A 943-nucleotide genomic window follows, 5' to 3' on the forward strand; every position below is an offset into this window, starting at 1 on the left:
AAGACCGGAAATTGAGCCGGAAAGGGTCTCGATGTCTGTTTCGTCGTTCCAAGCATAACCCATTGCGGCGTCGAGATCGATTGTGTCGAAGTCGCCCGAATAGACCGCAGCGATGTCGTAGAGCGGAAAGTCCTTGTCGGCAAACGCATCTTCGCCATAGGAGGTTCGCAGCCCGAAGCCGTGGAAGGTTGGCGTGTCATAGCGTACACGCACCTTGCGGCCCAGCCCGTCGAAATTTGAGAATGCGCTGCCAACGCTGATGCCGGACAGTCCATCGCCCGAATTGCGGAAAAAGTATCCGCCGGCGGTATCCGACAGGCTTGAATATGCGATGACCGACGTGCCTGAATTGTCGACCTCGGCGGTACCGTCGCTCGCCATGCTGCCTTGGCCAAGCCACAGCTTCCCGAAATTGTCGTGCGATAGCGCCACCTCCGCCTTCCGGATATTGGTCGCGGGGAAGTCCCAGTTCGGCTCATCTTGGTACTGGCTGACCACATTTGACGCCAGCGGCTGATACTCCGCCTCGATCGTCGATTCGAACTTCCACTCGCCGGTTGTGTTCAGAATTTGAAGGCGCACCCTGGAACTGGAATTGTCGTTGTTGACGACATTGGTGAAGCTGCCCTGTCCGTCATCGTAGTTCAGGACGCCCATGTTGATCTGGCCGGAAATGCGAACTACGGTTCCGTCGCCGAGCGTGTATTCGATCGGCTGGAAGATACTATCGGCGTGCAGGGCGCTGGGGATCATGGCGGCGGCGACGAGCACAAGGGCTGAGCCCAACTGAGCGCATTGTGGAAGTCGTTTCATTTCCTCTTCCTCTTCAGCTGGCTTGCCCGCCATTGGTCCGTCGACGCGCTAGACCGTGAGCACGATGACCGGACCAAGAAGCGTCAGGATAACGTTCGCAATCGCATAGGGCACCGTGTACCCGAGGACA

General features: G+C 57.9%; 1 protein-coding gene. It reads right to left on the bottom strand.

All coding sequences use genetic code 11. The features are described from left to right. Window positions 1–846, bottom strand: an 846-nt coding sequence (locus ABUE31_RS22695; RefSeq protein WP_367726038.1) for a porin, incomplete at its 3' end; no start/stop codon positions are given. Between the last annotated feature and the right edge of the window lie 97 nt (window positions 847–943).

The organism is Mesorhizobium marinum, from assembly GCF_040813675.1.
GTDB lineage: Bacteria > Pseudomonadota > Alphaproteobacteria > Rhizobiales > Rhizobiaceae > Mesorhizobium_K > Mesorhizobium_K marinum.